The sequence below is a fragment of the Novosphingobium kaempferiae genome, from assembly GCF_021227995.1.
Classification (GTDB): Bacteria; Pseudomonadota; Alphaproteobacteria; order Sphingomonadales; family Sphingomonadaceae; genus Novosphingobium; species Novosphingobium kaempferiae.
Map to the genome: position 1 here is coordinate 3785850 of NZ_CP089301.1, position 23920 is coordinate 3809769.

Annotated in this window: 24 protein-coding genes and 3 tRNA genes; 18 read left to right on the plus strand and 9 right to left on the minus strand. The window is 65.2% G+C overall.

Annotated features, from left to right (window positions below):
• The first annotated feature begins 55 nt into the window (after positions 1–55).
• The 5 genes from LO787_RS17355 (at position 56) to LO787_RS17375 (ending at position 1752) form a co-directional block, all read left to right on the plus strand.
• A tRNA-Lys gene (locus LO787_RS17355) sits at positions 56–131 on the plus strand.
• 24 nt (positions 132–155) lie between these two features.
• Positions 156–231: transfer RNA gene (locus LO787_RS17360), tRNA-Lys, on the plus strand.
• Between the two features lie 26 nt (positions 232–257).
• A tRNA-Lys gene (locus LO787_RS17365) sits at positions 258–333 on the plus strand.
• A gap of 142 nt (positions 334–475) precedes the next feature.
• Entirely contained in the window at positions 476–1309 is an 834-nt protein-coding gene (locus LO787_RS17370) for a VOC family protein (protein ID WP_232492244.1), read from the plus strand.
• 26 nt (positions 1310–1335) lie between these two features.
• The gene (locus tag LO787_RS17375) at positions 1336–1752 is read left to right on the plus strand and encodes a putative quinol monooxygenase (protein ID WP_232492245.1); all 417 of its coding nucleotides are present in this window, start codon (positions 1336–1338) and stop codon (positions 1750–1752) included.
• Between the two features lie 5 nt (positions 1753–1757).
• Here the strand turns inward: LO787_RS17375 and LO787_RS17380 are convergent, their stop codons facing one another.
• The 4 genes from LO787_RS17380 to LO787_RS17395 are packed head-to-tail and all read right to left on the minus strand — an operon-like array spanning position 1758 to position 8963.
• Positions 1758–2084: a PilZ domain-containing protein gene (locus LO787_RS17380; protein WP_232492246.1), complete on the minus strand. Its 327-nt coding sequence runs from the start codon at positions 2082–2084 to the stop codon at positions 1758–1760.
• Between the two features lie 59 nt (positions 2085–2143).
• Positions 2144–2335 carry a hypothetical protein gene (locus LO787_RS17385; RefSeq protein ID WP_232492247.1) on the minus strand — a complete coding sequence of 64 codons (192 nt, stop codon included), beginning with the start codon at positions 2333–2335 and terminating at the stop codon, positions 2144–2146.
• Positions 2335–6612 carry a translocation/assembly module TamB domain-containing protein gene (locus LO787_RS17390; RefSeq protein ID WP_232492248.1) on the minus strand — a complete coding sequence of 1426 codons (4278 nt, stop codon included), beginning with the start codon at positions 6610–6612 and terminating at the stop codon, positions 2335–2337. The genes LO787_RS17385 and LO787_RS17390 overlap by 1 nt, the downstream gene beginning before the upstream one ends.
• Positions 6612–8963 (minus strand): autotransporter assembly complex protein TamA, encoded by a 2352-nt coding sequence (locus LO787_RS17395; protein ID WP_232492249.1) that lies wholly within the window; start codon positions 8961–8963, stop codon positions 6612–6614. The genes LO787_RS17390 and LO787_RS17395 overlap by 1 nt, the downstream gene beginning before the upstream one ends.
• 107 nt (positions 8964–9070) lie before the next feature.
• On the opposite strand from LO787_RS17395, the gene LO787_RS17400 reads away from it, so the two are divergent.
• On the plus strand, positions 9071–10144 hold the full coding sequence (locus tag LO787_RS17400; protein ID WP_232492250.1) for a YihY/virulence factor BrkB family protein: 1074 nt from the start codon (positions 9071–9073) through the stop codon (positions 10142–10144).
• Here the strand turns inward: LO787_RS17400 and LO787_RS17405 are convergent.
• Positions 10128–10823, minus strand: coding sequence for a TetR/AcrR family transcriptional regulator (locus LO787_RS17405; RefSeq protein ID WP_232492251.1), 696 nt, complete (start codon positions 10821–10823; stop codon positions 10128–10130). The genes LO787_RS17400 and LO787_RS17405 overlap by 17 nt on opposite strands.
• A gap of 194 nt (positions 10824–11017) precedes the next feature.
• Here LO787_RS17405 and LO787_RS17410 point away from each other — a divergent pair, with 194 nt between their 5' ends.
• From LO787_RS17410 to LO787_RS17440, 7 genes are all read left to right on the plus strand, one after another.
• Positions 11018–11848, plus strand: coding sequence for a coniferyl-alcohol dehydrogenase (locus LO787_RS17410; RefSeq protein WP_232492252.1), 831 nt, complete (start codon positions 11018–11020; stop codon positions 11846–11848).
• A gap of 97 nt (positions 11849–11945) precedes the next feature.
• Positions 11946–12749, plus strand: coding sequence for a crotonase/enoyl-CoA hydratase family protein (locus LO787_RS17415; protein ID WP_232492253.1), 804 nt, complete (start codon positions 11946–11948; stop codon positions 12747–12749).
• Between the two features lie 57 nt (positions 12750–12806).
• On the plus strand, positions 12807–14117 hold the full coding sequence (gene ribB / locus LO787_RS17420; protein ID WP_232492254.1) for a 3,4-dihydroxy-2-butanone-4-phosphate synthase: 1311 nt from the start codon (positions 12807–12809) through the stop codon (positions 14115–14117).
• 14 nt (positions 14118–14131) lie between these two features.
• Positions 14132–14554 (plus strand): 6,7-dimethyl-8-ribityllumazine synthase, encoded by a 423-nt coding sequence (gene ribH, locus LO787_RS17425; RefSeq protein ID WP_232492255.1) that lies wholly within the window; start codon positions 14132–14134, stop codon positions 14552–14554.
• 205 nt (positions 14555–14759) lie between these two features.
• Positions 14760–15035 (plus strand): hypothetical protein, encoded by a 276-nt coding sequence (locus tag LO787_RS17430; RefSeq protein WP_232492256.1) that lies wholly within the window; start codon positions 14760–14762, stop codon positions 15033–15035.
• A gap of 22 nt (positions 15036–15057) precedes the next feature.
• A complete protein-coding gene (locus LO787_RS17435; protein WP_232492257.1) occupies positions 15058–15240 on the plus strand; it encodes a hypothetical protein in 183 nt (60 codons plus the stop codon).
• Positions 15219–15785, plus strand: coding sequence for a helix-turn-helix domain-containing protein (locus LO787_RS17440; protein WP_232492258.1), 567 nt, complete (start codon positions 15219–15221; stop codon positions 15783–15785). Before LO787_RS17435 ends, LO787_RS17440 begins: the two co-directional genes overlap by 22 nt.
• Before the next feature lie 67 nt (positions 15786–15852).
• Here the strand turns inward: LO787_RS17440 and eno are convergent, their stop codons facing one another.
• Positions 15853–17136 (minus strand): phosphopyruvate hydratase, encoded by a 1284-nt coding sequence (eno, locus tag LO787_RS17445; RefSeq protein WP_232492259.1) that lies wholly within the window; start codon positions 17134–17136, stop codon positions 15853–15855.
• Between the two features lie 187 nt (positions 17137–17323).
• Here eno and LO787_RS17450 point away from each other — a divergent pair, with 187 nt between their 5' ends.
• From LO787_RS17450 to LO787_RS17470, 5 genes are all read left to right on the plus strand, one after another.
• A complete protein-coding gene (locus LO787_RS17450; RefSeq protein ID WP_232492260.1) occupies positions 17324–17803 on the plus strand; it encodes a hypothetical protein in 480 nt (159 codons plus the stop codon).
• A 26-nt stretch (positions 17804–17829) separates the two neighbouring features.
• Positions 17830–18213 carry a phage holin family protein gene (locus tag LO787_RS17455; protein WP_232492261.1) on the plus strand — a complete coding sequence of 128 codons (384 nt, stop codon included), beginning with the start codon at positions 17830–17832 and terminating at the stop codon, positions 18211–18213.
• A 16-nt stretch (positions 18214–18229) separates the two neighbouring features.
• On the plus strand, positions 18230–18532 hold the full coding sequence (locus LO787_RS17460) for a hypothetical protein (RefSeq protein ID WP_232492262.1): 303 nt from the start codon (positions 18230–18232) through the stop codon (positions 18530–18532).
• Positions 18533–18550: 18 nt separating this feature from the next.
• Positions 18551–19120 (plus strand): hypothetical protein, encoded by a 570-nt coding sequence (locus tag LO787_RS17465; protein WP_232492263.1) that lies wholly within the window; start codon positions 18551–18553, stop codon positions 19118–19120.
• A 146-nt stretch (positions 19121–19266) separates the two neighbouring features.
• Entirely contained in the window at positions 19267–19488 is a 222-nt protein-coding gene (locus LO787_RS17470; RefSeq protein WP_232492264.1) for a DUF4170 domain-containing protein, read from the plus strand.
• Positions 19489–19562: 74 nt separating this feature from the next.
• Here the strand turns inward: LO787_RS17470 and greA are convergent, their stop codons facing one another.
• From greA to LO787_RS17485, 3 genes are all read right to left on the minus strand, one after another.
• Positions 19563–20039 carry a transcription elongation factor GreA gene (gene greA, locus LO787_RS17475; protein ID WP_232492265.1) on the minus strand — a complete coding sequence of 159 codons (477 nt, stop codon included), beginning with the start codon at positions 20037–20039 and terminating at the stop codon, positions 19563–19565.
• A gap of 122 nt (positions 20040–20161) precedes the next feature.
• The gene (gene carB, locus LO787_RS17480; RefSeq protein ID WP_232492266.1) at positions 20162–23485 is read right to left on the minus strand and encodes a carbamoyl-phosphate synthase large subunit; all 3324 of its coding nucleotides are present in this window, start codon (positions 23483–23485) and stop codon (positions 20162–20164) included.
• A gap of 37 nt (positions 23486–23522) precedes the next feature.
• Entirely contained in the window at positions 23523–23906 is a 384-nt protein-coding gene (locus LO787_RS17485) for a hypothetical protein (RefSeq protein ID WP_232492267.1), read from the minus strand.
• Positions 23907–23920: the final 14 nt, after the last annotated feature.

The window sequence follows — 23920 nt, forward strand, 5'->3', positions numbered from 1 at the left end:
GCCTCTCCGCCGCCGAATCGGCGGGGCCGCAAGGCCCTTCGAGGACAGGTAGCGTGGACGCATAGCTCAGTTGGTAGAGCAGCTGACTCTTAATCAGCGGGTCCTTGGTTCGAGCCCAAGTGCGTCCACCATCCTGTCCCCCGGAGATCCTGTGGGGACGCATAGCTCAGTTGGTAGAGCAGCTGACTCTTAATCAGCGGGTCCTTGGTTCGAGCCCAAGTGCGTCCACCATTACCATCTCCCGCGGACATCCGTGGGGACGCATAGCTCAGTTGGTAGAGCAGCTGACTCTTAATCAGCGGGTCCTTGGTTCGAGCCCAAGTGCGTCCACCACCTCCCACACCTTCCCTCTCCTGATGGCAAGTCATCGCTCTGTGCGCTGCCGCACAGGGCTCATGCGCAAACACCCGTAGATGGCACGGGTCGTCCTCCAATATCCCGGTCCCTCGCACCGCAGGTGAACAGGGAGATGGGCATGAACGGGAACGACCTCGATCGCCGTGATATCCTTCGAGCCGCTGGCGCCGCCGCGCTTGCCGCGCCCGCCATCGCAGCGCTGAGCACGGAAGCACAGGCCGCCAAGCCCGCTTCAGGCATGTCCGCTGCTCAGCGCAACAGCGCGCCGCTCGGTGCCCGGCTCCAGGGCATCCAGCATTTCGGCCTGACCGTGCAGAACATGGAGCGCGCCTTCGAGTTCTACACGCAGGTGCTCGGCGGGACCGAGGTGTTCCGCCATGGCGACTTCCAGGGCGACCAGGTCCAGAACACCCTGCTCGCCGACCAGGAGATCATCGCCACCGAACTCGGCGTCAATCCCCGCACGATGGGCGTGCCCGACCTGCGTGGCGGGGCGCAGCGCCTCGACGTGCGCTTCGTCCAGTTCGACAACGTGGTGGTGGAACTGCTGCAGTACCGCGACGCCGACCAGCCGATGGGCGGGCCGCGCGCCTTCGCCGAGCCGGTCGAGCACATGAGCCCGGCCTATCCGCGCATGATGCATATCTGCTTCTATGTCGGCGACGACGTGGACTTCAACAAGTTCATCACCGACCTCGAAGCCGAATCGGCGCGGCGCGGAATGACGCAGGTGCGCGCCAACCGCTCGATCCGCGTGACCACGGAACAGGAGCGCAAGGCCGCACCGCAGGACGCCAACACCACGAAGGTGACCGAGGAGCCCTCCACCGGCTGGGAACTCATCTACTGCAAGGGCCCGGAAGGCGAGCAGCTGGAATTCGTGAAGGCGCTCGGCCCGGTGAAGAAGCGCTTCGCCGACGCCCTCGCCGCTCGCAAGCGCGCCGCTTCCTGACCAACGCCTTCGCCAAGGAGCCTGACATGCGCCCCATGTCCATCGCCCGCCTGATGCTGCCCGCGATCGCGGCGGTGACGTTCATCCCTTCCGCCATCGCGGGGGATGGCGCGTCCATCCGCTACGATGCCGTGCCCGAAGGTGCGTGGTCGATCGTCGCCGAAGTGCGCGCCAAACCCGGCAAGGAAGCCGCCCTGCGCGAAGCGACTTTGCCGCTGGTTGAACTCGTCCGCAGCGATCCCAAGAACCTCGTCTATTTCCTGCAGGAAGATCGCGCCGCGCCCGGCCATTTCGTGTTCTACGAGATCTTCGCGAGCGAATCGGATTTCAAGGCGCACAACGCCATGCCTTACGTGCAGACGTGGTTCGAGAAGCTGCCCGAACTGGCGCAGGGCGGGGTGACGGTGATGCAGATGGGCATTCTCGGCCACAAGCCGAAGTAAGCCGGTCAGTCCTGCGGCGGCTTCACTGCCATGGCGTAGGCCTGCGCGATCTGCTCGATCACGCGGGCCTTCAGCGCAATGCGGAATTCGACGCCGACCTTGTCTTCCCGCAGCCAGCGCACCTCGGCCTCCACAGGCTTGAGGTGCGCAAGGCTGAGTCGGACCACCTCGCCCGGCACGAAAGCTTCGGAACTGCCGACGATGCTACAGCCGCCTTGCGAGAGATCGCCGATTTCGACCGCAAAGACGTGCCAGCTCGACTTGCGACAGCGGGCACGGAGCAGCACAGGTAGCCGCTCGGCCAGTCGATCGCAGTTCTCCTCGGCCAGCATGGAATGTCCTCTAGGCAGTTACCCGAGGGTGCCTAGCAGGCAGAAGTAAACCTTGCGTTTCAATCCTCTGCAGAAGCGTCCTCGGCGTCGGCAGGCGGCGCGGCGGTCCCGGCAAGCTGGGCGTCGATGCGCTTCGCCCGCTCGACGATGGACTTGTTGGCGGCGTCATAGCGTTCCTCGAACGTCGGCTCGCGCTTGCAGCCGCCGAGCGACGCTGCAAGCGCGAGAGCGAGCACCAGCCGGGTGCGCATCAATAGTCCTTCCGGATGCGCACGTTCAGGCTGTTCACGCCCGAACCACCGGCCTGGCTCAGCACCGACAGCCACTTGGTGACGCTGACTTCCAGCTGCGTGGCGGTGAAGCCGCGCGCGTCGGTGATGAGTTCGACGTAGATGTCGTCGGTCAGGTACTGGCCCGCCGCAACGGCGGTGCCGCGCCCGGCCTGCTCGTCCGGCCCGAGGATGCGCAGCCGGTCGATGCCCGCCGCCGAGCGCAGCTTGCCCAGCGGGTTGAGGCCGCCGCCGGTCGCCCGCAGCGAATTCAGCGAGGACGCAAGCTGCACTGCCTGCAACGCCGACAGGTTGGCGATCGAACTGCCGAACAGGATGCGCGACAGCACTTCGTCGTCAGGCAGGCTGGGGCTGGACGAGAAGTCGATCTGCGGGTTCATCGCGCGGCCGGTGACGTTCACGTTAACGGTCACGTCCTCGATGTCGTCGGTCGCGGTGATCTGCACGGTCGGGTCGATGGTCTGGCCGCCGGTGAACGAGATCAGGCCGTCGCTGAGCTGGAACGATCGTCCCGCGAAGCCCAGCGTGCCGCGCACCAGTTCCACCTCGCCCGAAAGCGACGGCGCTGCGCTGGTGCCGGTGACGTTGAAGTCCGCGCTCCATTCGGATTCGAGGCCCATGCCCGAGACGTAGAGCTTCTCCGGCGCGCGCAGGTGCAGGTCGAGGCGGATGAGCGCGAAGGCATTGGGCATGTTGTCCGGCTGCTCGTCGCCGGTGATGCGCTGCACGCCGGTACGCGGCTTGAAGCGCACGCCGGTCAGGCGCGGGATCTGCGCCGCGCCTTCGCGCACGATCTGGTAACGCGTCTCCGGCAGGCGGATCTCGCCCGCGAGCAGAGCCGGTTCGCCCGCTGCCTTGGTCAGGTGCAAGTTGCCGGTCGCGGTCGCCGAAAGCGCATCGCTGCGTGCCAGCCGCGCCCGGTCGAGCTTGACGTTGACGTCCATCGGATAGCCCGCGTCGGCAGCCAGGCTAAGGCGACCGCTGGCGCTGACGGTACCGTCGCCCGCCTTGGCGGTGAGCGAGGTCAGTTCCAGCGAGTTGCCGGTGAACTTGCCCGACAGGGCCATGCGGCTGAGGCGCGTGCCGTAGGCCTGATTCTCGTAGACCATGTCGCGGCCCTGCACGACGCCGTTGATGCACGGATCGGAGACGCGGCAGGTGAAGTCCGCCGCCAGCCCGACCGAGCCCGACAGGGTCTGGCCGGAAATGCCCGCGAAGGAGAACAGCGTGTCGGCAGGTCCGTTGTAGCGGATGCCGCCGCCGAGCGGCGCTTCCATCAGGCGCGTCATCCACGGCCCCTCGCCCGGCGGCAGCGGGTTGAGGCTGGCCTGCATCCGTCCGATGACGGTGCCGCGACGGCGGAACACCATCCGCGCTTCGCCGCCGTCAGGCAGCAGCTTGCCGACGAGATTGATGTCGACGCCCTGGCTCACTGTGGAGGACGAGGTGCGGGTGAAGTTGGTCAGCGAGAGGCGGGCATCGGCGCGCGGGAACGCGGTGGGCGTCGCCTGCTCGAAGTCGAGGCTGCCGCTCACCTTGCCGCCGATGCCGTAGCCCGGCGCGAAGGCGTTGAGGATCGCGAGGTCGACACCTTCCATGCGGCTCTGCACCTTCATGCCGTCGCCGTACTTGCCCGCGACCTTGAGGCTGCCGCCACCGAACGCGATGTTGGTCGGCAGCAGTTCGTAGGTGCCGTCCTTGGGCACGATGCGGGCAGGCGTGGTCGTCTTCACGTCGAGCCCGCGCACGCGGCCCTGCAGCGCCACACGCCAGACTTCGGGCTGCATGTCGGCGTTGAGGCCGAGGCGGAACGGCACGCCGCTGACGCCTTCGATCAGGCCCTTGGCCTTGCCGCGCCCGTCGCGGTAATCGACGAGGACGCGCGCGGCGGCGAGGTCCAGCGCGCCCATGCTGACGCCCGCGATCTGGGCATCGGCGACGACGTAGGGCTTGTCGTAGAGCACGGCACGCCCGTCGATGATGGCCGAGCCGATGGAGAGCTTGGCGGGCCCGTCGAACGTCGCGTTCTGCGCGCGCAGGTTGAAGTCCGCCGCCTGGTACTTGCCCTCGGCATCGAGCCGCACGAGGCCGCCGATGCCGTTACCGTTGGCCGTGAGTTGCCCGGCGAAGGGCCCGCTCGGCGTCTGGACGATGCGGCCCGCGAAATCGACGCCCGACAGGTTGGCCTTGTTGATCTCGACCGAGGTCTGCTTGCCGAGGCCCAGCGTCACGTCGGCAGTCAGCGGGCCGTAGTCGGTGTCCGCCTTGGCATCCAGCCGATAGCCGCCTTTCGCGCCGGTGATCCGCGCGTCGAGGTTGGCGAGGCCGATGCCGAGGCCCGGCTTCTCGGCGGTGACGTGGGCGTCCGGGTTGGTGATCGTGCCCTTCACGCGCACGCCCAGCTTGCCGTACTGCTTCGAAGTGCCATTGGCGGCGAGCGCGATGCGTCCGTCCGGCGACCAGCTGCCCTGCCCGCCCGTCACCGACAGCAGCGGCGCGGTCAGGCGCACCGCGTTGAACCGCACGACGCCGTCCGAGCCGTACTTGACGTTCGACGAGGCGGAGAAATTGCCGCCGAGGTAGGTTTGCAGACTCTCGTTCAGCAGCCGGGTGGAACGCGCGCGCACGGTGCCCTGCAGCGCGAAGCCCTGTCCCTCGGTCTTGAGGTCCATGTTGGTGCGGATGTTGAAGATGCCGACGCTGTCGAGGCGATAGTTGTCGATCCGGCCGTCGATCGCGCCGGTGTAGAGGCCCTTGCTCATGTCGGCGACGAGGATCAGCCCGGCGTCGATGCGGTCGGAGCGCAGGCGCATGTTGTCCGACAGGATGCGCGGCCCCTCGATGGCGAGATCGCCGTTCAGCGTGACGTTGGCGAGCTTGCCGCCGGCCACGGTGTCGAGCCCGGTGATCCGCGCCACCCGTGCCGAGACGGGGATCATGATGTGCCCGGCGTCGACCTTGGCCGCGCCCTTCGCCGAAAGGTTGTCCAGCCCCATGTCGTTCATGACGAGGCGGCGGGCGGCCAGTTCGTAGTTCACCGAGGGCGTGGTGAACGCGCCGTCGAGCGCGAGGTTGGCAGTGAGGCCCGCACCGCTCAGGTTCGGTGCCATTGTCGATGGCTTGAGCAGCGCGAAGGCAAGGCGCAGATCCTCGAACCTGTTCTCGCCGAGATCGACGAGGCCGTCGGGACGCAAGGTGAAGGCGTCGCTGGAGATCAGGCCGGTCAGCTTCGCGCGGCGCTGCTCGAAGGCGGCGGTGACATCGAGGTTGGTGATCGGGCCGAGCAGGCTGGCGGTCGGCCCGGTGAAGAGCTTCGCGACCTTGGTCGGGCCCTTGATCGTGAAGGTGCCGTTGCGCGCGGTCAGGGCAAGGCGCGCGAGGTCGCCGTCGCCGAGGTTGGCGTTGAGGTTGCCGTTCCACGCGGCCCAGTCGCCCTTGCCGGCCAGTTTGAGCGTTACCGGCTGGTTGAAGCCCATCAGGCCGGAGATCAGGCCGCCCTTCGGCGCTTCCATGTCGACGTCGAGGCCGAGACGGTTGCGTTCGGGCACCGCGTCGAGCACGGCGGTGAAGCGGTCGCCGCCGCCCTTGCCGTCGATGGCGATGGTGCCGCCCTTGGCGCTCACCTGCGCGCGGCCATCGGAGATATGAGCCTTGCCCGCGACCGTCACGATGCGGCGCACGCCCGCGACGGGCGGCTCGGCGATGAAGCGGTCGATCCGCAGTTCGCCGACGTCGATGTCGAGATCGGGCAGCAGTGGCGCGTCGCTCGGCGGGGTTGCGCGGAAGTGCGGGGTGCGCTTGAGGATCACGCGCTGCGCGGTCGCGCTGCGCACGTCGACATGATTGTCGAGGTAGGCGAAGGGCCGCCAGTCAACGCGGATCTCGGGCGAATAGAGGAACTCGCCCCGCGGATCGCGCACGGACAAGCCGCGCAGGATCATCTTGCCGTAGAGCGAACCGTCGATCCGGGCGACCGAGATGCGCATGCCGTTCTCGAATTCGAGCGCGGCGATCTGGTCGGCCACGAAGCGGCGGCCCGGCCCGGTGTTGATGCCCAGCACCACGGCGACGAGGAACGCCGCCACGCCCAGCAGCACGAACAGCACCGTCTTGAGCGCGCGCATACGGATGCGGTGCCAGCGCGAGGGCTGGTCGACCACGACTTCGCTCGTCCCGACCTCGGTGGTCTCACCCTCGACCTGCGGCGCCATGCCTTCGTTTTCGTCCCCGGCCGCCATCAGAACGCCTGCCCGATCGATACGTAGATGTTGAACCTCGATTCGCCCGGTCGGCGATTGATCGGCGTCGCCACGTCGAGGCGCATCGGGCCGAAGTTGGTGTAGAAGCGACCGCCGACGCCGACGCCGTAGCGCAGGTCGTTGAACTGCGGCATCGTCTCGCGATAGGCCTGACCCGCATCGACGAAGGCGACGACGCCGTAGTTGCCGAAGCGATAGCGCGCCTCGACCGAAGCTTCGTTGAGGCTGCGGCCGCCGACCGGGTTACGGTCGGGCGCCTGCTCGCCCAGCGCTTGATAGGCATAGCCGCGCACCGAGCCGCCGCCGCCCGCGTAGAGCCTGCGCGACGGCGCGATATCGAACAGCCCCGCGCCCTGGATCGTGCCCAGTCGGATGCGCCCGGCCAGCACGAAGCTGTCGCTGAACGGATAGTAGGTCGAGGCGTCGAACCGGGCGCGCACGTAAGGATCGAATCCGCCGCGCACGGTCGCTTCCGGCTGGACCAGCGCGGTCATGCGATAGCCCTTGGTCGGGTTGAGCAGATCGTCCGAAGTGTCGAACCCGACCTGCCCGTTGAGGCCCGCGACGTAGTAGGTGCGCCGCGTGCGCCCGCCGGTGTTCGCGTTGTAGTCGGTTTCCGCCGTGCCCAGCATCTCGACACCGAACGCGTAAGTGTAGCGCTTCTGCCAGATCGGTGTGGAATCCCGCGCGATGCGCGCGGCGATACGGCCGGTGTAGGCGCTGTAGGCATCGTAGTCGTTGTGGAACACTTCGGCCACGAGTTCGAAGGTGCGGTCGCGCTTGCCCGCGTTGGAGCGGCGGAACGTGACGCCCGCGCCCTGCTGGCGCGTACCCGCGATGGCATGGGCGATCAGCGCGCCTTCCGGCGGGAACATGTTGCGGTGAGTCCAGGTCGCCTGCGTGGTGATGCCCTCACCCGCAGCATAGCCGATCGAGCCCGCGATGGTGCGCGGCGGCCCGGCGTCCTGCTTGACGTGCATCGTCACGTATTCGGTGCCGTCGCCTTCGGTCGTCGCCTCGCCGGTCTTCTGCGGCTCGACCGTGACGGTGGAGAACAGGCTGGTCGCGACCAGCGCCTTGCGCAGATCGTCCACCTTGCGGCTGTCGTAGAGTTCGCCGCGCTTGAACCGCGCGAGCACCTGCACATGATCGGCATCGAAGGCGAGATCGCCATCGGTGGTGAACCCGCCGAAGCGCCCGCGCGGGCCGACGCTGACCGGCAGGGTATAGACGCCGTTGCCTTCGTCCTGATCGATCAGGATGTCGCGCTGGCCCACTTCCGCGAAGGCGTAGCCGTTCTCCGGCAGCGCGACCGCGACGCGGGCCTCGGCGCCCTGCACGCGCTCCGCCACGATGGGTTCGCCCACCTTGAGCGGGAAATTGTCCGCGATCAGCGTCGGCGGCACGGTGGGGTCGGCCTTCACGACGATATCGGAGAAGACGTAGCGCTTGCCCGGATTGACCCGGACGACGGCGGTCAGCGTGTTGTCCGCCGGATCGCTCGACGGCTCCATGCGCGTGCGGACGCGCGAACTGTACCAGCCTTCGGAGGCCAGCACGGTTTGCATGAGCTGGCTGTCCTCGGTCAGTCGCGCCGCGATCATCGCGGTGTTGGCGGCCTTGCCGTCGCCCTTCTTCAGAGCGGAGAAGGAATTGAACTGGGCTTCGAGGTCCGTCTCGGTTTCCTTGTCCGCAAGGTCGAGGCCGCGGATGTCGATGCGGTAGCGGACCTCGACGTCTTTCTCGCCATTGGCCGAATCTTCGGCGATCTTGACCGGCGTGACCTCGAACTGGTCGATCGGCGGCAGCGGCGCGGTCAGTTCGGCATCGCGGATCGGGGCATCGCCCACTTCCTCCACCGTATCGCCGTCGGCCAGCGCGGGATCGCCCGCAGGGGCCGTCTGCCCCTCGGTCGGCTTCGCGCCGGACTGCTGCGTGGCCATGCGCCGTTCGAACGCCTCGATCGATTCGAGCGGCTTGTCGAGTTCGGGATCGTCCCCGGCATCGAGGCCGGGGATCGAGGAATTGAATTCGCCGTCAGGGATGATCGGCTTGACCTCGGGCAAGGTCGAGCCTTCCGGCAATGGCGGCACGGGAACCTGCCCTGCTTCGAGGTCGGCAGCCTGTTCGGCCTGCGTGCCTGCCGTCTGGTCGGAAGCGGTCCTGTCAGGCGAGGTCTGCTCGCTTTCCACACCGGTCTTGTCCTGCGCCAGCGCCTGTCCGGCGGGCATCGTCACGGCCAGCGCGAGGGCCAGCGCCAGAGCTCCGGTGGCACATCCATCTCGCAGGGATGGGGAACGATCCTTGCGGTAGTCGATTAGCCTGAACATGGACACCGCAGCGAATCACCCCTTTGCCGGACCGGTATGGCCGGCCCCTCCTGAAGATGCCTATCGCATTGCAACAGCGAAAGTTCCCTCGTTTACACAGGCTGGCGATGAATAGCGTGCAAGGCTCCACAGAGACACCCGGTTTCGACGATGTTCCGGGGGCCGACGCCGATGCTCCATGGACCATGCCCCGCAAGGCGTGGGTGCGCGTCATCAAGCGCGTCTATGCGATGATCGGCTTCCACGAACTCGGCCTGCTCTCGGCGGGCCTCGCGTTCTACACTTTCCTTGCGCTGACCCCGCTGATCGCGGCGACGGTGATGGTCTACGGCCTCGTCGCCGATGTCGACATGGTGCAGGAACAGATGGACAGCATCGTCGACGTCGTCCCGCCCGATGTCGCACGGCTGCTGCAGGAGCAGTTGCTGCGCATCATCTCCACCAACTCGGGCGTGACCGGGCTGGCGCTGGTGATCGCGCTGTTCTTCGCGGTCTATGGCGGGATGCGCGCCGCGGGCGGCATGGTGAGCGCGCTCAACATCATCAACGAAGAGCGCGAGACGCGCGGCTTCCTCGCGCTGACGATGCGCACGGGCGGGCTGACGCTGGCGGCGATCCTGCTGGCGCTGACCGGCGTGCTGTCAGGCGGCGTCTTCGCATGGCTCCAGACGCAGACGAGCGTGTTCCTCGGCGGCGCGACGCAGATGACCTTCAAGGTTCTGACCTGGGTCGCGGCGATCGCGCTGGGCAGTTCCGGCTTTGCGCTCATCATGCGCTATGGGCCTGACCGCCGCCCGGCGAAGTGGCGCTGGCTTGCTCCGGGCTCGCTGCTGGCGACGCTGCTGTGGCTGGCGGTTTCGTTCGGCTTCTCGCTCTACGTCGCCTACATCAGCGACTACAACGCGACTTACGGCTCGCTCTCGGCCATCGTCGTGTTCCTCATGTGGCTGTTCCTCTCGGCCTATGGCGTGCTGCTGGGCGCGCTGCTCAATGCCGAGATCGAGCGGCAGACCTTCTGCGACACCACGGTCGGCCCGACCCGCCCGGCCGGAGAACGCGGCGCGGTGCTGGCGGACCTCATCGACGACAACGTGCCATCGGCCCGCCAGCTCGAACGCCGCAAGCACCGCCGGGCCGAAGCCGAACGGCGCCGCGCGGACGGGATCAGCGAGGAGGCGTGAGCGCCGGTGAGAACAGGGCGGACGGGATCGGCTCGCCCGCCCTCCCCGGCGCACGCACGGAGCGCAGCGCGAACCCGGCATAGAACGTCGTCAGCGCGTCGAGCGAATAGTCCGCCATCGCGTCGAGCGGGGAACCGTCCTCATGCCGATACCAGTCGGCGCCGGAATTGAGCATGCGCAGGATGGTGGAGATCGTCAGGTAGCTGTCGATGCCGGGATGGAACAGCCCGGCCGCCATCCCGTCGTCGAGCACGCCGCGCCACGCCTCGAACGCTTCCTTGCGCGCCTTCATCAGATAGAGAAAATCGGGGCTGCGGCGGAAGAACTTGCGCTCATTGAAGATGATCGCATAGGCCTCGATCCGACCGGCCAGCGCGGCAAGCTCCTCGGCGATCAGGGTCACGAACCGCGTCTCGGCATCCGCATCCGCCGACGCGATCCGCACCGCCCGCTCGCGCTGGTCGAGCGCGGCGTCGCGAACGATGCTGTCGAGCATCTCCTCCTTGGTCGCGAAGTGGTGGTAGAGACTTCCCGATAGAATGTTCACATCGTCGGCGATCTGGCGGACGGTGGTCGCCTCGAACCCGAATTCGGCGAAGCGGCGCGCGGCCGCCGCCAGTATGACGTCCCTGCGGTCGGCCTGTCCCGGCCTGCCTCGTCTCACCGCCTTCTCTGTCACCCTCAACCCTTCCTAGGTGCCGTTCAGTACCTGCTAGCAAGATGCTCCGATGATGGCGAGACGGAGGGGCCGCATCGTGCCTGCGATCACCCGGCAAGACGGTTGAACCCGCACCGCGACCGGGCCTAGCTAGTGGCCAAGAACGGCGGCTGCGGCGGGATTCCTGGCGGCCCGAGAGAGGAAGGATCGGCAAGATGAGTGATGTTCTCGGCTATCAGGGCAAGCGCGTGATCGTCAGCGGCTGCTTCTCCGGCATGGGCGAGGCAGCGGCGCGCCTGCTCGTCTCGCTGGGCGCGGAAGTCCACGGTTTCGACTTCAAGGAAAGCGCCGTGCCGATGGCCTCGTTCACGCAGATCGACCTGCGCGATCCGGCCAGTCTGGAGGCCGCCGTGGCCGGTGTCGGCGGCAGGGTGGATGCCCTTTTCAACTGCGCGGGAATGCCCGGCGGCGGCGGTTTTCCGCCGATGGACACGATGAAGGTGAACTTCCTCGGCACCCGCCACCTGACCGAGCAGGTGATCCCGCTGATGGGCAGCAAGGGCGCTATCGTCTCCATCGCCTCCACCGGCGGCCTCGGCTGGAGCCGCCGCATCCCTGTCCACATGCAACTCCTTGCAACACAAGGATTCCAGGCCGGTCTGGACTGGTGCGAGGCGAACATGGACCAGGTCGGCGAGGGCTACGCCTTCTCCAAGGAAGCCGTGATCGTCTGGACGCAGTTCATGGGCGCAAAGCTGATCAAGCAAGGCATCCGCATCAACTGCTCGCTCCCCTCGCCCACGCAAACCCCGATGATGGCGACCTTCCACGCTGTATCAGGCAAGGAAGTCGTTGATGCGGCAGCAGAACCCCTCGGCCGCTACACCACGCCGGAAGAACAGGCCGGGCCGCTGGTCCTCGTCAATTCGGATCTCGCGGGCGTGGTCAATGGCGTGGTCCTGCCGGTAGACGGCGGCTTCATGGGCGGCCTCGCCACCGGGCAGGTCGACATCACCAAGATGATGGCCAAGAAGCAGGACGCCTGAACGCCCGTCGTCCCGGACTTGATCCGGGACCGGCGCCGGTCTTTAGGTGAGGTGCGCCGGACCGGTTCCGGCGCATCTCACAACCGGAAGGCAGGCCATGAGCGACGCGGTACTCTATGAAATCGACGAGGACGGCATCGTCCTCCTGACGCTCAACCGCCCGGAACTGCGCAATCCCATCTCCGACGCCGAGGTGATCGAGGCACTTCTCGCCGCCCTCGCCCGGCTGGAAACGGACCCGAAGGCGCGCGTCGCCATCCTGACCGGGGCGGGCAAAGGGTTCTCCTCCGGCGGCAACATCAACGAGATGAAGCCCGGCGGAAATCTCAACTCCGGCTCCCCCGCCGCGACCCGCCTTGCCTATAAGCGCGGCATCCAGCGCCTCCCCCTCGCCTTCGCGGCGCTGGAAGTGCCGGTGATCGCCGCAGTCAATGGCGCCGCGATGGGCGCGGGCTGCGATCTCACCTGCATGTGCGACCTGCGCATCGCCGGGGAGAGCGCGAAATTCGCGGAGAGCTTCGTCAAGCTGGGGCTCATCGCCGGAGACGGTGGTTCGTGGCTCCTTCCCCGTGTGGTCGGCTGGTCCAAGGCGGCCGAAATGGCCCTCACCGGCGACGCCATCGACGCCGCAGAAGCCCTCGCCTGCGGCCTCGTCAGCCGCGTGGTGCCCGACGCCGACCTGCTCGATGCCGCCCGCACCCTCGCCCGCCGCATCGCCGCCAATCCGCCTCACGCCGTGCGCATGACCAAGCGCCTGCTGTGGGAGGGCCGGAAGGCGGATCTGCCGACGCTCCTCGAAATGGCCTCGGCCATGCAGGCCGCTGCGCACGCGACCGCCGACCACGAAGAGGCGGTCGCGGCGTTTCTCGAAAAGCGACAGCCGCAATTCAAAGGCTCTTGATCTCAATGTGAGCCACGCCTAATTCGATCACATCAAAATGTGAGATTGGACATTCCAATGGCAACCGATGTGATCGACAAGGTCCGCAAGCTCGTAACCGAGGGCGGAATGAGCAAATCCAGCCTCGCCCGAGCGGCCGGCCTTCACGCCAACACCCTGCGTGACTGCACGGAAGCCGACTGGAATCCGACTGCCGACACTCTCGGCAAGCTCGAACGGGTCCTGTTCGCCAACGATGACCGCGAAGTCCTGGTCCCGATCGAGGAGATCATCGACGAGGCGCGCAACGGCCGCATGTTCATCCTCGTCGACGACGAGGACCGCGAGAACGAGGGCGATCTCATCATCCCCGCCCAGATGGCGACGCCCGCTGCCATCAATTTCATGGCGACGCACGGACGCGGCCTGATCTGCCTCGCTCTCACCAGCCAGCGCGTTGACGAACTAGGCCTCAACCCGATGAGCGCCAAGAACGGCACCCGGCACGAAACCGCCTTCACCGTCTCGATCGAAGCGCGCGAGGGCGTCACCACCGGCATTTCCGCTGGAGACCGCGCCCGCACCATCTCCGTCGCCATCGACGGCACCAAGAGCCGCGACGACATCGTGACGCCCGGCCACGTCTTCCCCTTGCGCGCCCGCGACGGCGGCGTACTGGTCCGCACCGGCCATACCGAAGCTGCGGTGGACATCTCGCGCCTCGCCGGCCTGAACCCCTCCGGCGTGATCTGCGAGGTCATGAAGGAAGACGGCACCATGGCCCGCATGGACGACCTCGTCGGCTTCGCCCGCATGCATGACCTCAAGATCGGCACGATCCGCGATCTAATTGCCTATCGCCGCCGTCACGATCGCATGATCGAGAAGCGCAACGAACTGTCCTTCCATTCCCGCCACGGCGGCGACTGGGTTGCCCGCTCCTACTTCAACCGCGCCACCGGTGATGAAACCGTGGCTCTGGTGAAGGGCCGGATCGACCCGACCAAGCCGACGCTGGTTCGCATGCACACGCTGTCGCTCTTCGCCGACATCTTCGGCGAGACCACCGGCGACCGTACCGACCTGCTTCAACAGTCGATGAACCTCATCGCCGAGGAAGGAACCGGCGTCATCGTCGTCATCAACCGGCCCATGAACAGGTTGATGTCGCGAGTGATGGACATCAAGCAGGAGTTCCGCAATGGCGGCACACCGGACCTTGAGGAACTGCGCGACTATGGCGTCGGCGCCCAGATTCTTGCAGAACTGGGCATCCACGACATGGTACTGCTGACCAACACGCACCACTCGCTGGTCGCGCTCGAAGGATACGGACTGAACATCGTCGGCGAGCGGCCTATCCTCGCTCCCAACGAAGATGCGAACTGAAGGATCGAACTGACATGGCCCGTTTCCTCATCGTCGAGGCCCGCTTCTACGACCACTTCAACGACATGCTGATCGCAGGAGCCAAGGCGGCTCTCAAGGCCACCGGACACAGGGCAGACGTCATCACCGTGCCGGGCGCGCTGGAAATCCCCGCGGCAATCTCGCTTGCAGACGCGACCGGTGACTACGATGGCTACGTCGCAATCGGCGTGGTCATTCGCGGCGAGACCTACCATTTCGAGATCGTCGCCGGTGAAAGCGCACGTGGCATCATGGCGCTGACGATGGACGGCATCGCCATCGGCAACGGCATCCTGACGGTCGAGAACGAGGAACAGGCAGTGGTGCGCGCCGATTCCACACAAAAGGACAAGGGTGGCGAAGCTGCAAAGGCTGCGGTTGCGCTGTACGAACTCAAGGAACGCTTCGGCGCCTGACACATTCGGGTCGATCATTCGCAGAAAACGGATGATCGACCCGAATATGTATTTTTACGTGAATCGAATAATTCTTACCAAGAATTCCATGATGTAAATCCCATTTCAAAATGTTCACATGTAGGACATTCCGAAATTGGCGATTCCCAATTTGTCCTCTTCGTGTAGTCGGATCTCAGGTGCTTCCGATTTTGTTCGAAAACGGATGCATAACCTGGATCAATCGACACCGGACCAACCGGCAGGTCGCAAACCGAGACTCGGGGTATCGAGTCCGGGCGAAGGGCACTCCATTCGCCTGCTGGAGAACGCTTGGGTGGACAAATATACGATAGCAAAATCGCTGATCACGGACCTTGAGGCCCATCTTTCCAAGATGGAAGAGATCGGCGCGCTGGTGGCGGCCGCGCATCTTGCCGCTGCCGTCGAAGCGCTTAAACGCGAATTCGGCTTTCCGAGCAAAGCATCCGATACGGATTAGGCTACGCAAGACGTCGGTGCGGATGATTGCCTATGATTTCATCCGTGGCGGACGAAGCATGAATGCGACGATGATGGGCAGTAAAGCGCCGATCAGCGCAGCTTTTCTCGCAACGCTGGAAACAATCGCAGCGATGACTTCAACAGATGAAGTTTCGAGGCCTCCTTCTGGTGATGCTATTCGATGGAGAACACCGACCAGTTGATGCGAAATCGTGCCAAGGCGATCCGCCTTATCGGCATTGCCAACGAATTACTTGCGATGGCGCGGGAACTGGAAATCGGAGAAAGCCCTTCCGCGATCCTCGAAAGCCTGAATGTCGCCGGTCCTCCAAGAGAGGGCACCAAGCCGACAGCCAGTCAGGACCATCCCATCTGGGTCGAACTTGCCCGGCAGACCTATGAGGATCGACGCCGCCGAACGAAGATCTTCCGCTCGGAAGAACTTTTTGGTGAACCGGCATGGGACATCCTGCTCGACCTGTTCATCGCCGCGAAGGAACGACGGCGTGTTTCGGTGACGAGCGCCTGCATCGGATCGGCCGTGCCGTCCACCACGGCGCTGCGGTGGATCACAATCCTCGAAAAGCAGGGCCTGCTGATGCGAGAGGCGGACCCCGGTGACGCCCGACGAGTCTACGTCAAGCTGAGCGCACGCGGCTATGCGGCAATGCTCGAATATTTTGCCTCGGCATCACGCTCGGTCGTGCTGCTCGACGATACGGTGCGGGAAAGCGTCGCAGCGCGGTGATAAGCTCTGATAATGCAAAAAGTGGAGGGCAGCGGGTGACCGAAGTCGATCACCCGCCACATCCAATTTACGCCAGGCGCCCGAAAGCGCTCAGGCCGGCATAGCGCGCAGCCTTGCCAAGCTCTTCCTCGATGCGGATGAGCTGGTTGTACTTGGCAAGCCGGTCCGAACGGGCCAGCGAGCCGGTCTTGATCTGACCACAGTTGGTGGCCACCGCGAGGTCGGCGATGGTCGCATCCTCGGTCTCACCCGAACGATGCGACATGACGGCGGTATAACCGTTGCGGTTGGCGATCGAGACCGCCTCAAGCGTTTCGGTCAGCGAGCCGATCTGGTTGACCTTGACCAGCAGCGAGTTGGCGAGCCCCTTCTCGATGCCCATGGTCAGACGCTTCGGGTTGGTTACGAAGAGATCGTCGCCGACCAGCTGGACCTTATGGCCGATCTTGTCGGTCAGCGCCTTCCAGCCCTCGAAATCGTCTTCGCTCATGCCGTCCTCGATCGAGATGATCGGGTACGCTTCAGTGAGATCGGCAAGGTAATCGGCAAATGCGACCGGATCGAGGCTCAGGCCCTCGCCGCTGATCTCGTACTTGCCGTTCTTGAAGAACTCGGTCGAGGCGCAGTCCAGCGCAAGCTTGATGTCGGTGCCCGCCTTGAAGCCGGCCTTCTCGATCGAGGCCATGATGAAGTCCAGCGCATCGCGGGTGCTGGCGAGGTTCGGCGCGAAGCCGCCCTCGTCGCCCACTGCGGTTGCCAGACCCTTTTCGTGCAGGCCCGTCTTGAGCGTGTGGAAGATTTCCGCACCCCAGCGCACCGCTTCGGCCAGCGACGACGCGCCGACCGGCATGACCATGAATTCCTGGAAGTCGATCGGGTTGTCGGCATGCTCGCCGCCGTTGATGATGTTCATCATCGGCACCGGCAGGACATGCGCGGAGACGCCGCCGACGTAGGAGTAGAGCGGCAGGCCGCGTGCGTTGGCTGCAGCCTTGGCAGCGGCGAGGCTCGTGCCGAGGATCGCGTTCGCGCCGAGGCGCGCCTTGTTCTCGGTGCCGTCGAGCTCGATCATGGCAAGATCGAGGTCGCGCTGGTCCTCCGCGTCGAGGCCGACGAGCGCTTCGGCGATCTCGCCGTTCACCGCGTCGACGGCCTTCAGCACGCCCTTGCCGAGATAGCGGCTCTTGTCCCCGTCGCGCAATTCGACGGCTTCATGCGCGCCGGTCGAGGCGCCCGAGGGCACTGCGGCGCGGCCGAAGCTGCCGTCTTCCAGCAGGACGTCCACCTCGACGGTGGGGTTACCGCGGCTGTCCAGAATTTCCCGGCCGTGAATATCGATGATCGCGGTCATTTCTGCGGTTCTCCTCTGCGGGCGCGTCGCGCGCCTTTCCGTCCGGAGGCGGTCTTAGCAGGGGAACTTCGCGTGACAAGTTGCGTTGCAGCACAGAACGACAAGTTGTGTTACTCCGTATGCACATGGCCGCGAGGTGACTCGCGCGGCCACCCCGCGCCAAGGATAGAAAAGGAAGGATAACCATATGGTCGACCCCACCATCTCCGCCGGAAACGGCACCGAAAGCGCCAAGAATCATTTCGGCAAGGCGATCGACGAAGCCAAGGCCGGCGCGCAGGCTCTGGCGGGCGAATTGTCCAGCGAATGCAAGACGCGCAGCGGTGAAGCCAAGGACAAGGCCAGCGCCTTCGCAGCCGATGCCAAGGTGAAGGCGGCAGGCTACGCCGAGGACGGCAAAGCCAAGGCCAGCCAGGCCATCGTCGGCGTCTCCAAGCTTATCGACGACAATGCCGCCCTGATCGACGAAAAGGTCGGCGTAAAGTACGGCGACTATGCCCGCAGCGCATCCAAGTCGCTTGCCGATGCAGGCGCGAAGCTCGACGAGAAGTCTCTCGACGAACTGGGCGAGGACGCGAAGGAATTCGTGCGCAAGAGCCCGGGCCTCGCCGTCGGGATCGCCGTCGCAACCGGATTCGTGCTCGCCCGTCTGTTCAAGGGAAAGTGAGGCGCATCGCGCCCGCCTGACCCTTGATGGACATGCAGGACACCGCACCGAACCTCGCGCCCGGCGTCGAGGAGGCCGATACTCTGTCGCTGGCGAAGGATCTGCGCCAGTTGGCGGATGAAGCGAAGACATTTGCCCAGGCAGAATTCGCCTTTCAGAAATCCCGCGCCGCCTATGTCGGCGCGGAAACCCGCTCGATCGCCCTGCTGCTTGTCGTTGCGGTGGTCCTGCTTTTCTTTGCGGTGATGGCCTTCGTCATCGGCACGGTCATTGCTCTGGGTCCGTTGCTTGGACTGTGGGGAGCGATGGCGGCGGTTACGCTTGCGCTGGTACTGATTGCAGGGTTCAGCGCATGGAGCGCACGCGCGCGGCTCAAGAGGATGATGGCGATCATCGGCAGCAGGGATTGACGGGGGTAGAAGGCTGATGGGCAAGCTGGCAGCACAGGTCATCGCGGACAAGGCAGCCCGCGATGCCGCCAAGGCGCAATTCGACGGGCATTATCAGGCGTTCAAGGCGGACATCGACGAGCGCGGAATCGGCGGTCGTATAGCCGACGAGGCGATGGAACAGGCGAAGCTCGTGTTCGATGAGGCGGTCGCCGTGGTCGAGGAACATCCCGCCGCGATCGCCGGAACCTTGGCGGCGCTGGTGCTTTGGTTCTTGCGCAATCCCATAATCGGCTTCGCGCGCGATCTGGCGGACAGCATCCGCGAGCGGGCCTCTTAACTCAGGAAGGAACGTCCCATGAGCAAGACCGATCCGTCCACCTCGACCATCGACAAGACCGTCGTCACTGCGCCCAAGAGCGCGACGGTCGTGTCGCTTCCCGCCAAGACGGTGGAGCAGCGCCCCTCCGAGAAGGTGATCGCCTTCGTGAAGAAGCATCCGGCCATCACCGTCGCCGGCGGTATCGTGATAGGTGTAGCCGTCAGCGCACTTCTGCCGCGTCGCGTATCTCGCAAGATCGTCTCGCGCTCCTTGGATCTCGCCGAAGCGGCGGGTGCCGCCAGCGTGGTGCTGGGACGCAAAGCCGGCGACAAGGCCCACGACCTCGGCATCGACGCCCGCAAGCAGGCATCGAAATTCGCGGGCAAGGCGGAGAAGGCGGGCGATCTCGCTATTCTCAACCTTGAGAAGTACGGGCTCGCCGCAGTTGCCACGGCCAGCGCTCTCGGTCGAGCGACCGCACGCCGCGCCAGCAGGCTTGGCGATGCTGCCGCCGACACCGCCAACCGACTGGGCGATGCCGCGGCGGCTCGTTCGACCAAGGTGGTTCACTTGGCGGAAGACCTGAAGAAGCGCGTCCGATCCTGACGCGCTCATGGCCGGTGCGTGAGTTTTTGCTGAAGCGTCGCAATTTCGCTTAACGCGCGCGTTTAATGCATCTTGCGCACTTGTGCCTTGACCTCTCCAAAATTATAGGGGCCGCATCTCCCAACTCAGGAAAGCGGCACTCTCCCATGCAGAAGCTTCACCTCGTCATGGGCGGCCGGGTCAAGGATCCGCGCAGCCTCGAATTCACCGATCTCAAGGAACTCGATCTCGTGGGCGTGTTCCCCGACTTCGCTTCGGCGCAGGATGCGTGGAAGTCCGCCGCGCAGCGCACCGTCGACGATGCCGAGATGAAGTATGTCATCGTGCATCTGCATCGCCTGCTCGAGCCGGAACTCCCGGCAGCCTGAGCGGCGAAGTAGACAACAAAGAAAAAGGCCGGCGGAAACGCCGGCCTTTTTCTTTGTCTGAAAGGTGTCCAGGTTCAGATGAACTGGATCTGCTGCACAAGATAGAACTTGTCGCCCGACGGCACGGTCACTTCCACCTCGTCCTCGACCTTGCGGCCGATCAGGGCCTTGCCGAGCGGCGAGTTGTAGCTGATGCGACCAACCTTGGCGTCCGCTTCGTAGGGACCAACGATCTGGTACTTCACCGGCTTGTCGTCATCGTCGAGCAGGGTCACGGTCGCACCGAAGATCACCTTGTCGCCCGACAGCGAGGTCGGGTCGATGATCTGGGCGCGGCTGATCTTGTCTTCGAGATCGGCAATCGTCGCTTCGACCTGGCCCTGACGCTCCTTGGCGGCGTGATACTCTGCATTTTCCGAAAGGTCGCCATGAGCGCGCGCTTCCTCGATGGCGTCGACGATGAGCGGCCGCTCATCGCGCAATGCCTTGAGGTCGGCGGACATCCGCTCGTAACCTTCCGCGAGCATCGGCAGCTTTTCGACACTTGCCATTCTTATCTACTTCCTCCTGCTGCCTTCCCCGAAACTTCCGGACCGGTCTTGCGACTAGTTTCCTGCCCCGACCGTGAAGGTCGAGCCGATCTGCTGCGATGTGGGGGAAGGCGAGATCGATTTCAGCTATAGTAGTCCTGCAACGAGCGCACTTCAAGTTTGCTCCCGCTGATCGATGCGATCGCTTCCGCAGCGGCGACGCTGGCCGCCGCAGTGGTGAAGATCGAGACCTTCGCGGTAAGCGCGGAAGCGCGGATCGACTGCGAGTCGACGAGGCTTTGCCAGCCTTCGGTGGTGTTGAAGATCAGTGCGATCTCGCCATCGACGATCTTGTCAACGATATGCGGACGGCCCTCGGCCACCTTGTTCACGAGGTCCACCGGAACGCCCGCTTCCGACAGGTACTTCTGCGTACCCGAGGTCGCGATGATGCGGAAGCCCTGCTCCACCAGCGTGCGCGCGGCGGGCACGATCATGGCCTTGTCGCTGTCCTTCACCGAGATGAACACGGTGCCCTTGGTCGGCAGGCGGAAACCCGCACCAAGCTGCGCCTTGCCGAAAGCCTTGGGGAAATCGGCATCGATTCCCATGACTTCGCCGGTGGACTTCATCTCCGGGCTGAGCACCGGATCGACACCGGGGAAGCGGTTGAACGGGAACACGGCTTCCTTGACCGCCATGTATGGCAGCTCGCGCTTGAACGGCGGGAAGGTGTCCAGCTTCTCGCCCGCCATCACGCGCGCGGCGATCTTGGCGACCGGCTGGCCAAGCGCCTTGGCGACGAAGGGCACCGTGCGCGAGGCGCGCGGGTTCACCTCGATGAGGTAGACCTCGCCGTTCTTCACCGCGAACTGGATGTTCATCAGGCCCCGGACGTTGAGGCCGAACGCCAGCTTCTCAGCCTGGCGCTCCATCTCGGCGATGATCTCGGGCGGGAGGCTGTAAGGCGGCAGGGTGCAGGCGCTGTCGCCCGAGTGAATGCCCGCTTCCTCGATGTGCTGCATCACGCCCGCCACGACGACGCGCTCGCCGTCGCACAGGGCATCGACGTCGCACTCGATGGCGTCGCGCAGGTACTGGTCGATCAGCACCGGGCTGTCGCCCGAAACCTGCACGGCGGTGGTGATGTAGTCGTCAAGCTGCTGTTCGCTGTCGACGATCTCCATCGCGCGGCCGCCGAGCACGTAGCTGGGGCGCATCAGCACCGGGTAGCCGATGCGGTTGGCAACATTCACCGCCTCGTCGCGGCTACGGGCGATGCCGTTGGCAGGCTGCTTGAGGCCAAGCTTGTCGACGAGAGCAGAGAACCGCTCGCGGTCTTCGGCAAGGTCGATCGCGTCGGGCGAGGTGCCGAGGATCGGAATGCCCTCGTCCTCCAGCGCCTGCGCCAGCTTGAGCGGGGTCTGCCCACCGAACTGGACGAGCACGCCGACGAGTTCGCCCTTCTGCTGCTCGACGCGCAGGATCTCCAGCACGTCCTCGGCGGTCAACGGCTCGAAGTAGAGGCGGTCCGAAGTGTCGTAGTCGGTCGAGACGGTCTCGGGGTTGCAGTTGACCATGATCGTCTCGTACCCGGCCTCGGCCAGTGCGAAGCAGGCGTGGACGCAGCAGTAATCGAACTCGATGCCCTGCCCGATGCGGTTTGGACCGCCACCGAGGATCACAATCTTCTTGCGGTCGGACGGCATCGCCTCGTCCTCGGGCTCGCCGAAGATCGGGGCCTCGTAGGTCGAGTACATGTAGGGCGTCACCGCCTCGAACTCCGCGGCGCAGCTGTCGATGCGCTTGAAGACGGGAACGACGCCCAGCTTGCGGCGAAGCTGGCGCACTTCCTTCTCGCTGGTGGCGCCCGCCATGGCGCGCAGCGCGTCGTGCAACAGACCCGAGCGCTTGGCCTGGGTCTCGCCCAGCCCACCCGCAACGCCGACCGAACGCACCGCCAGCGTGGCGAGGCGCTTGTCGGAGAAGCCCATCGCCTTCAGCTTGCGCATGCCCGCCGCATCGTTGGGCAGACCTTCAGCGAGAATCTTGGTTTCCTCGGCGATGATCTCTTCGATGTGGCGCAGGAACCACTTGTCGTAGTGCGCGATCGCGTGGATCTCGTCCACGGTGAAGCCTTCGCGGAAGGCCTGAGCGGCGTGCAGCAGACGTTCCGGCGTGGCGCGCGAAAGGGCGGCGGTGATGACGTCGCGACCGGCGCCTTCCAGCGCGGGCACGCGGTTGAAGCCGTCAAGGCCGGTTTCGAGACCGCGCAAGGCCTTCTGCATCGATTCCTTGATGTTGCGGCCGATCGCCATGACTTCGCCGACCGACTTCATCGCGGTGGTCAGGTCGTTCTTGGCACCCTTGAACTTCTCGAAGGCGAAGCGCGGGATCTTGGTGACGACGTAGTCGATGGTCGGCTCGAACGCGGCCGGCGTGGCACCGGTGATCTCGTTCATGATCTCGTCGAGCGTGTAGCCGACCGCCAGCTTGGCGGCGACGCGCGCGATCGGGAAGCCGGTAGCCTTCGACGCCAGCGCCGACGAACGCGACACGCGCGGGTTCATCTCGATCACGATCAGGCGGCCGTCCTTGGGGTTGACCGCGAACTGGACGTTGGAACCGCCGGTCTCGACGCCGATCTCGCGCAGCACCTCAATCGAGGCGTTGCGCATGATCTGGTATTCCTTGTCGGTCAGCGTCAGCGCCGGGGCGACGGTGATCGAGTCGCCGGTGTGGACGCCCATCGGATCGACGTTCTCGATCGAGCAGATGATGATGCAGTTGTCGTGCTTGTCGCGCACGACCTCCATCTCATACTCCTTCCAACCGAGCAGCGATTCCTCGATCAGCACTTCGGTGGTCGGCGAGGCATCGAGGCCCGAACGCACGATCGCCTCGAACTCGGCCTTGTTGTAGGCGATGCCGCCACCGGTGCCGCCCATGGTGAAGCTGGGACGGATGATCGAGGGCAGGCCTGTGCGCTCCAGCACCGCGAACGCCTCGTCCATGGTGTGCGCCACGCCGGAGCGGGCCGAGTTGAGGCCGATCTTGTCCATCGCGTCGCGGAAGCGCTGGCGATCCTCGGCCTTGTCGATGGCGTCGGCGTCGGCACCGATCATCTGGACGCCGAACTTCTCCAGCGTACCGTCGTTGAACAGCGCCAGCGCGCAGTTGAGCGCGGTCTGTCCGCCCATCGTCGGGAGCACCGCGTCAGGGCGCTCCTTCTCGATGATGCGCGCGACGACGTCGGGCGTGATCGGCTCGACGTAGGTCGCATCGGCCATGTCCGGGTCGGTCATGATCGTAGCGGGGTTGGAGTTCACCAGGATGACGCGGTAGCCGTCCTCCTTCAGCGCCTTGATCGCCTGGGTGCCCGAATAGTCGAACTCACAGGCCTGACCAATGATGATCGGGCCTGCGCCGATGACGAGGATCGAGGAGATGTCGGTGCGCTTTGGCATGGGCTTTCCTGGGTGTCCTGTGTGTCTTGTAATGCGATCAGGTGGCGGTCGCCACCAGATCGCCGAAGGCCTTGTCCCAATATTCGGGATCGGCCTTCGCGTTCTGGATGATGGGGTCGGCGTCCTGCTGCGCGCGAATGACTTCGCGGAAGCGATCGGCCTGGAACTGGTGCATGGAGCCGCCGTATTCGCCCTGACTGGTCGACCAGGCGCCCTTCTCGATCATGCGGTCGATGAAGGCCTTGCCGGCTTCCTTGGAGTGCTTGCGCACTTTCGGACCGAACTTGCGCACGGCGACCGAGACCTTGTCCTCGAAGATGAGCTGGAGCTCACCGTAAGGATAGAAGCGCGGTGCCACCGAGAGGTCGGCGGCGGGACCGGCGAGATAGTAGGCGATCATGTGGTCGATGAGAGCGGACATTTCAGGCACCTTTT